This window comes from Burkholderia sp. Ac-20384, assembly GCF_017104605.1.
Classification (GTDB): Bacteria; Pseudomonadota; Gammaproteobacteria; order Burkholderiales; family Burkholderiaceae; genus Burkholderia; species Burkholderia lata.
Map to the genome: position 1 here is coordinate 1 of NZ_JAAGPE010000364.1, position 8,332 is coordinate 8,332.

Here is an 8,332-nt window from a genome sequence, read left to right on the forward strand (position 1 = left end):
TTGGCTGGCGAACACCGGCGACGCCGATACGCGCACCACACCGTCGAGCGCCGCCGCGCCCTGGGCGGCGCGCGCGAACGCATGCGCGTCGGTTTCGAGGCGTGTCGCGTGCTCGGCAAGGTGCAGCCCTTCGTCGGTCGGCGGCCAGCCGCGCGGCAGCCGGTCGAACAGCCGGATGCCGAGCGCGGACTCCAGTGCGTCGATGCGCCGCGCGACTGTCGAATGCTGAACCTGAAGCGCCCGCGCGGCGGCCGACAGGCTGCCGCTGCGCATCACCGCAAGGAAATAGCGGATGTCGTCCCAGCTCATCGGCAGCGCGGACGCGGGAACGGGGTCCGGATCGGGCGAATTTTGCACAGTGGATGGGCGATTTACGGGAATTCTGATCGATTATGCACGATGGGATGATCATGTCACTTCAATTCGATTGTGAGGAACGTCATGACCCAGACTGTCACCGCCATCCGGATCGGGATCGACCGCTACGGCGACGCCGGCGTGCTGCGCCGCGTCGATGCACCTGTCGCGCCACCCGGTGCCGGCGAAGTACGGATTCGCCAGACCGCGATCGGCGTGAATTTCGTCGACATCTACTTCAGGACGGGGGCGCACGCGTTGCCTTCGCTGCCCGATGCGCTTGGCGTCGAGGCGGCCGGCGTGATCGACGCGGTCGGGCCGGGCGTGACGGAGCTCGTCCCCGGCCAGCGTGTCGCGTATGCGGGCATGCCGACCGGCAGCTATGCGAGCCTGCGCACGATGCCGGCCGAGCGCGTGCTGCCGATCCCCGACGGGTTGAGCGACGAAGCTGCCGCCGCCGGGCTGCTGAAAGGGATCACCGTTTATATGCTGCTGCATCGCGTCCGGCAGGTCGGCGCCGGCGACACGGTGCTCGTGCAGGCAGCGGCCGGCGGCGTCGGGCTGCTGGCGACGCAGTGGGCGCGTGCGCTCGGCGCGCGAGTGATCGGCACGGTCGGGTCGGCCGCGAAGGCCGCGCTTGCGCGCACGCATGGCGCCGAGGCGGTTGTCGATTACCGCGAGGAGGATTTTGTCGCGGCGGCACGCGCGTTCGGCGGTGGCGCGGGGGTCGATTTTGCGATCGACGGGATCGGCGGCGACGTGCTGACGCGCACGCTCGGCGCGGTTCGTCCGTTCGGGATGGTCGCGAGCATCGGGCAGGTGGCCGCGATCGGCGTGCGGCAGACGTTCGATCTCGACGAGTTGGGGCCGGCCCGGTCAATCGCGCTCGCACGGCCGAGCGTGCTCGGCTTCATCGCGCGTGACGTCGACGGATATCGGGAGGCTGCGCGCGCGACGCTCGAACGGCTGGCGAGCGGGATGCACGTGGAGATCGGCGCGCGGCTGCCGCTCGAACAGGCGGCCGATGCGCACCGATTGATGGAGTCGCGCGCGACGACGGGTGGGGTCGTGCTGGTGCCTTGATGGCGGGAGGATGGGGATCGCGATACGGCTCGACGCGCGCGTCGCGATCCACGGGAGGCTCAGTTGTGCTTGCGCAGCGGCGCATCCTCGACGAACCACGCGAGCACGAACGCGATCGCAATGACCGTCGCCGCCGCGAGATACACGACATGCAGCGAACCGGCGAATGCATGCAGATACGCGTCGCGCACGGCATCCGGCAACTGATGCACGGCAGCCGGGCCGAGCGCGGGCGGCAGCTCCGTGCCGGCCGGCAGCGCAGCCATTACCCGCGACTGCAGCCCGTGCGAGAACAGTGCGCCGAACGCCGCGACGCCGAGCGAGCCGCCGATCGAGCGGAACAGCGTCGCGCCCGACGTCGCAACGCCCATGTGCCGGAATTCGACCGTGTTCTGCACGGCGAGCGTGAGCACGGGCATCACCATGCCGAGCCCGATCCCGAGCAGCGCCATGTACGCGTACATCGTGTGCAGCGGCGTATCGAGCGTCAGCGTCGACAGCAGCGCCATCGCGATGCCGCCGGCCAGCGTGCCGAGGATCGGGAACATCCGGTACGAGCCGAGCCGCGAGATCAGCCGGCCGCTGACGATCGACGTCACGAGCATCCCGCCCATCATCGGCAGCAGCTGCATCCCGGCTTGCGACGGCGTCGAACCCTTCACGACCTGCAGGTAGAGCGGGATGAACGTGACCGAACCGAACAGCGCGATGCCGACGACGAAGCCGATCAGGCTGACCAGCACGAAGGTGCGATGGCGGAACAGTTCGAGCGGCATGATCGGCTCGGCCGCGAGCCGCTCTTCATAAATGAAGCCGCCGATCGCGACGACACCGAGCACGAGCGTCATCCACAGCTGCGGCGACGTCCACGGCAGCAGCGAGCCGCCTTCGCTCGTGAACAGGATCACGCAGGTGAGGGCGGTGGCGAGGAACGCGGCGCCCATGTAGTCGATCCGGTGTTTCACGTGCGCGGTGTGCGGCCGGAACGCGACGCCGATCACCGCGAGCGCGAGAAAGCCGAGCGGCAGGTTGATCGTGAAGATCCAGCGCCACGACAGGTGCTCGACCAGGAAGCCGCCGAGCAGCGGGCCGATGATCGTCGCAAGGCCGTACACGCCGCCGAACATCCCCTGGTAGCGCGCGCGGCGATCGGGCGGCACCAGATCGCCGATCGCGGCCATCGTGACGACCATCAGGCCGCCGCCACCCAGCCCCTGCAGCGCACGCAGCACGATCAGCTGCGTCATGTCCTGCGCGACGCCGCACAGCGCGGAGCCCGCCAGGAACAGCACGATCGCGGCCTGCAGCACGATCTTGCGGCCGTACAGGTCGCCGAGCTTGCCGTACAGCGGCAGCACGACGGTGGAGGAGAGCAGGTACGCGGTGACGACCCACGACAACTGGTCGAGCCCGCCGAGCTCGCCGACGATCGTCGGCAACGCGGTCGACACGATCGTCTGGTCGAGTGCGGACAACAGCATGACGAGCAGCAGCGCGGCGACGATCAGCCCGGTCGGCGCGTCGCGGCGGGCCGTTTCGGCGGCCGGCGGAGTGAGGACGGTGTCGGTTGTCATTGATATATCTGCCATGGCAGGGAATTGCGTCGAACTATAGCGACAGATGGTTGACTAGTCAATTTCTGCCCAGCCTCGATGTGTTGCAACCGTAACAGGAGATTGCCGGCCCGAAAAATTGACCGGGATCAGGGGAAAGCGGGGACGGACTCAAGTTTTTTGCAGGCAAACCGTAATCCAGAGTGCTGCGGAGCGATTGCCGCGGCATTTTTCACCGCTCACGTCCCGTCATGAACCTGAACGCCCTGTTTTCCCGTTTCTCGATCCGTACGCGGATCTTCTCCACGCTCGGCCTCGTCGCCGTGCTGCTCGTCGTGTCGGGGCTGATCGGCCTCGCCGGCATGCAGAGTTCGAACCGCGCGCTCGACGAGGCTTATACGCAGCAACTGGCTGCGAAGACCGCGTTGTCCGCGGCCAGCCTGAACCTGACGATCGTGCGCACGACGCTCGACCGCGCGATGCTGCATCCGGAAGCGCCGGAAGTGCCCGATCTCGTCAAGAAGGCCGAGAACTATCTCGCGAAGGCCGACACCGCGTGGCGCGGCTATGCGTCGATGCCGCACGACGGCGACGAAGGCCCGCTCGCGAGCCGCCTCGACGCCGCGCGCCAGGCGCTGATCGGGCAGGCGCTGAAGCCGATGATCGACGCGGTCCGCGACGGCCGCCGCGACGAGGCCGACCGGCTGCTGATGTCGGTGGCGCCGCCGCTGTCGGTCGCGCTCACGCAGGCGACCGATGCGCTCGACGCGTACCAGGTCGCACGCGGCAAGGACGTGTACGACACCGCGCAGACCTATTACGGCTGGATGCGCGCGGGCGCGATCGCCGGTATCGCGTTCGGCCTGGCCGCGTGCCTCGGCTGCGCGATTGGTCTGCATTACGCGATCACGCAGCCGGTGAATCGCCTGCTGTCGCATTTCCGCCGCCTGTCGGACGGCGACCTGACGTCGGAAGTGCGCTGGTCGTCGCGCGACGAGATGGCCGAACTGGTCAAGGGCGTGACCGGCATGCAGCGCAGCCTCGCGGACACCGTGCGCCAGGTCAGCCAGGGTTCCGAAGCGATCTCGACGGCGACCCACCAGATCGCGGCCGGCAATACCGACCTGTCGCAGCGTACCGAGGAACAGGCGTCCGCGCTGCAGGAGACGGCCGCGAGCATGGAGCAGCTCACCGCGACCGTGAAGCAGAACGCGGACAATGCGGTGGAGGCGCAGGCCTGCGCGGATACCGCGAGCGAGATCGCCACGCGCGGCGCGACGGTCGTCGGCGAGGTGATCGGCACGATGAACGAGATCGACCAGAGCTCGCAGAAGGTCGCCGACATCATCGGCACGATCGAAGGTATCGCGTTCCAGACCAACATCCTCGCGCTGAATGCGGCAGTCGAAGCCGCGCGCGCGGGCGAGCAGGGCCGCGGCTTCGCGGTGGTCGCGGGCGAGGTGCGCACGCTTGCGCAACGCTCGGCTTCCGCGGCGAAGGAAATCCGCACGCTGATCGGCGAATCGGTCGAGCGCGTCGCGATCGGCTCGCGGCTCGTCGGCACGGCCGGCGCGACGATGCAGGACATCCAGCAGGCGATCGGCCGCGTCACGGGCATCATGACCGAGATCGCGGCCGCGTCGAGCGAGCAGCGTGACGGGATCGAACAGGTGAACCGCGCGGTGTCGCAGATGGACCAGGTGTCGCAGCAGAACGCGGCGCTCGTCGAGCAGGCCGCGGCGGCAGCAGCGTCGCTGGAAGAGCAGGCCGACGGGCTGCGCCGCGCGGTCGGCGCGTTCCGCGTAGCCTGATCGACCGCGGGTGGCGACGCGGCGGGTGCTTGCCCGCCGGTCGCCGGCCCGTTACGTCAGACGGCCGCGAGCTGCGCGGCCGCGCGCGACGACGCGACGATCAGCAGTTTCATCGTCGCACGCGTCGCGCCGACGAACAGCTTGCGCGCGGCACGCGCGTCGAGCGTGTCGAAGTCGACTTCGGTGAGGATCACGCACGGCGCCGACTGGCCCTTGAAGCGGTAGATCGAATCCAGCAGCACGTCGCCTTCGCGATACTCCGGGTTGCCGAACAGGTCGTACTTGCCGGTAAAGCTCTTGAGCCGGTGCGGGCCGAGCTGATCGAGCGGTGCGAGCACCGAGCCTTCGCGGCCGCGATACGACAGCACCGCGATGTCCTGCTTGCGGAAGCCGAGCGACAGCGCGTGCGTGATCGCCCGCTTGGTCGCGTCGATGCAGGCGTCGGCCAACGCGTCTCCCGACGCGCCTGCTTCCCCGTACGACGACACCGACGGATCCGAACCGTCGAACGGGCTGCCCGAGCGCAGCTCGGCCGCCAGCGGCTCGACCCGGCCGACGATGTCGCGCACGAATTCAAGCAGGTCGCGCGGGCTGCGATAGTTCGTGAGCGCCTTCAGCGTGACCCAGCCCGGCAGCGCGACCGGCTCGCGCATGTACAGGTTCTGCAGCGGATCTTCCAGCCACCACCATGCGCCATCCGGCGCCAGCAAGCGCTCCAGCGCGGCCGCCCACGGCGCGTGGAAATCCTGCCCCTCGTCGACCACCAGCACGTCGAAGCGCCAGTGCCCGGGGATCGGCGTTTCCGCGAAGCGCGCCTCGAGCCGCTCGAATTCGCCGGGTACCTGGAAGTCGGGCGTATAGCCGCCGTCGCGCGCGACCCAGTCGCATAGCTGGTGGTAGTTCGCGATCTTCGCGCCGGGCGGTGCGATGCGCGCGATGTAGTCGGCGAGCGGCCGGTTGAAGCACACGTAGAGCACACGCTTGCCGGCCGCGACCGCATCGCGCATCGCCTGCACCGCGAGTTGCGTCTTGCCCGAGCCGGCCGTGCCGGTGACGCGCAGCCGGAACGGCGCGAATTCGAGCTGGCGTGCCCACGCGGCGAGCCCGCCCGACAGCCGCGTGACGAGCGTGCCGGCTTGCCCGACGAGCGCACTCGTGTCGGGCGTGAGCGCGAGCTCGTCCGCGAGGAAATGGTGGAGTTTCGGTGCGTTCGGGAAGTGCTCGTCGTCTTCGGGCAGGATCTGCAGGATCACCTGCGCGAGCTGCGCCTTGCGCGACGCATCGACGATGCGGTCGGCCGCGACGCCGGCGATCGACGCGTCGCGGATCGAGTAGTCGGGGCAGTACAGCAGCGCCTCGACGCCGTAGACACCCGCGCCGAGCGCGGCCGTCAGGCGCCGGTGCAGCGTTTCCTGCGTGCGCGCGAGCTGGATCGGGACATTGCGTTCCTTCTGCAGATAGGCCTTCACGAGCCCTTTCGGCGTTTCGCGCAGGAAGCCGGCTTTCTGTTCGATCAGCAGCACGCGGCCGGCCGGGCTCACGACCACGAACGCGGCCTCGCCGAACACCGAGAACGCCTGGTCGGCGCGGGTCCAGTGCACGCCGTGATACACGGTGTAGGTGTCGGGCAGCGCGTGTTCGAGCGCGGCGAGCGTTTCGCGCTCGCGTTCGGCCGCGCCGGTTGCGGCGAGGCTTTTCCAGTCGTCGGGGATGAGGCGGGCCATGGCGTCGGGCGGCGGATGCCGGCGTGGGCGTGAACAGGTGCGGCTATTGTACTGAGCTATCAACCTGTTCACGACACGATCGCCGTGCCGCGCGGACGTTGGCCGTGCCGAGGAGGAACGGCCCGGGGGCGTTACCCGCGGGCGAGCCGTTTCGCGAGATCGGCGCTGAGGATCGCCATGCGCGCCGGCTTTTCGTAGCAGACGACGTCGAACGCGCGGATCACTTCGCTGATGTCGGCTTCGCTCGCGCGGCCGGTGAGCAGGTCGCCCGTCAGCACGAAGATCGGTGCGCCCGGGTTGTCGGACGTGCGGACGGCCTTGATCGCGGTGGCGGCCGTGCTGTCGTCGAACAGCCATTCGGTCAGGACCGCGTCGAACGCCTGGCCCTGCAGCGCATCGACGAACGGCGCGAGGCCGTCGAATGCGGCGGTCGCGAAACCCTGGCGTTCGAGATAGCGGCACAGCTCGGTCGCGCTGACGCGATCGGGGTCGATCACCGCGACGACGAGCTTGTCGCTCTCCGCACGGCGCGGATAGATCTCGATCTTGTGCACGTCGTACGCGTTCTGGTACAGCACGCCGGTGTGGCGCAGCACGCGCCAGCGGCCGTTTTGTTCATACGCGACGAATTCGGGGCGCGCGCCGGCTTCGAGCGGCGCGCCGATCCATGCGGTGCACGGAATCTCGGCGACGCCCGCGTAAAGGACGGCTTCCTGCGAGTAGGCGCCGACCATGCCGGGGTCGAGCGTTTGCGCGCCGAACAGCTGGGCGGCGGGTTCGCCGTACGCTTCGGCGACTTTCTTGATCTGCGCGAGCGTCCAGGGGCTGCTGCCACGCAGTTTGCGGTGGCCTTGCGAGAAACTCAGGTCAAGGATGCGGCACAGCTCGGTGGTCTGCTGGCGCTTGCCGATGCCGTTGCGGGTCATCAGCTCGCGCACGCGCTCGGCAACCGCGAGGGAATCCGTGGTGATTGCTTCAGTGGTCATGCTACGGGAACGGATCGTGACGTTCAGAACGACGCCTTGCGGCAGTCTCGACGGACAGTCTTCATGACGTCCAGGGGCGAGCCGACCGGCCACGCGCGGAAAAGATAACTTTACCGCAAAATGGTCGTTATCCAGTGTCGTGAAAGGTGCGTTTGTGTGAAAGGTGTGTCACGACGTTACCACCGAGGTCCGTATTTCGATGCATTAACGCCTGACAGGAAACAATGACAACAACCTATCCGCTGCACGATGCCCTGACCCTCGCCGGCGCTCGCTTCCCGACCGACGCCGATATCGTGATCGCCGGAGCTGGCATCATGGGCTGCGCAGCCGCGTATTACCTGGGCCTGCGCGGCCTGAAGGCCGTCGTGCTCGACAAGTCGCGCATCGCCGGACAGCAGTCGACCCGTGCGTGGGGCTTCGTACGGCAGCAGGGCCGTGAAGCAGCCGAGGTGCCGCTGATGATGGCCGGCATGCGGATCTGGGAAGAGTTAGAGGAAACGCTCGGTTTCGATCTCGAGTGGCGGCAAGGCGGCTGTCTTTATATTGCGGACAACGAAACGGACTGGGCGTCGTTCAACGCGTGGCTTGCTGTCGCGCGCGAGCACGGGCTCGACACGCGCACGCTGACGCGCGCGCAAATCGACGAGCGTGTCAGCGGTCTTTCGCCGCAGGCACGCACGCTCGGCGGGCTGTACACCGCGACCGACGGGCAGGCCGAGCCGCGCCGCGTGGCCGCCGCGTTCGCTGCGCGTGCCGCCGAGGCGACGGACCTGATCGGTCGGCAACGGCAGCAGTTGCGCTTTGCTAGCGGCCGG

Annotated in this window: 7 protein-coding genes; 3 read left to right on the forward strand and 4 right to left on the reverse strand. The window is 68.4% G+C overall.

Features of this window, described 5'->3' with window-relative positions; translation table 11 throughout:
• Positions 1 to 309 (reverse strand): LysR family transcriptional regulator (locus tag G3O00_RS37150; RefSeq protein WP_206145995.1); only part of this gene is annotated, 309 nt, incomplete at its 3' end.
• A 132-nt stretch (positions 310 to 441) separates the two neighbouring features.
• On the opposite strand from G3O00_RS37150, the gene G3O00_RS37155 reads away from it, so the two are divergent.
• The gene (locus G3O00_RS37155; protein WP_206145991.1) at positions 442 to 1,440 is read left to right on the forward strand and encodes a quinone oxidoreductase; all 999 of its coding nucleotides are present in this window, start codon (positions 442 to 444) and stop codon (positions 1,438 to 1,440) included.
• A gap of 59 nt (positions 1,441 to 1,499) precedes the next feature.
• Here the strand turns inward: G3O00_RS37155 and G3O00_RS37160 are convergent, their stop codons facing one another.
• On the reverse strand, positions 1,500 to 3,014 hold the full coding sequence (locus G3O00_RS37160; RefSeq protein ID WP_206145992.1) for an MDR family MFS transporter: 1,515 nt from the start codon (positions 3,012 to 3,014) through the stop codon (positions 1,500 to 1,502).
• A gap of 230 nt (positions 3,015 to 3,244) precedes the next feature.
• Here G3O00_RS37160 and G3O00_RS37165 point away from each other — a divergent pair, with 230 nt between their 5' ends.
• Complete coding sequence (locus G3O00_RS37165; protein WP_011354764.1) at positions 3,245 to 4,804, forward strand: methyl-accepting chemotaxis protein; 1,560 nt, start codon at positions 3,245 to 3,247, stop codon at positions 4,802 to 4,804.
• A 56-nt stretch (positions 4,805 to 4,860) separates the two neighbouring features.
• On the opposite strand, the gene G3O00_RS37170 is transcribed toward G3O00_RS37165, so the two are convergent.
• Both G3O00_RS37170 and G3O00_RS37175 read right to left on the reverse strand, forming a co-directional pair.
• A complete protein-coding gene (locus tag G3O00_RS37170) occupies positions 4,861 to 6,528 on the reverse strand; it encodes an ATP-binding domain-containing protein (RefSeq protein WP_206145993.1) in 1,668 nt (555 codons plus the stop codon).
• Positions 6,529 to 6,659: 131 nt separating this feature from the next.
• Entirely contained in the window at positions 6,660 to 7,514 is an 855-nt protein-coding gene (locus G3O00_RS37175) for a helix-turn-helix domain-containing protein (RefSeq protein ID WP_006485970.1), read from the reverse strand.
• A gap of 224 nt (positions 7,515 to 7,738) precedes the next feature.
• Between G3O00_RS37175 and G3O00_RS37180 the strand changes: the two genes are divergently transcribed.
• Positions 7,739 to 8,332, forward strand: a 594-nt coding sequence (locus G3O00_RS37180) for an FAD-dependent oxidoreductase (RefSeq protein ID WP_206145994.1), incomplete at its 3' end; no start/stop codon positions are given.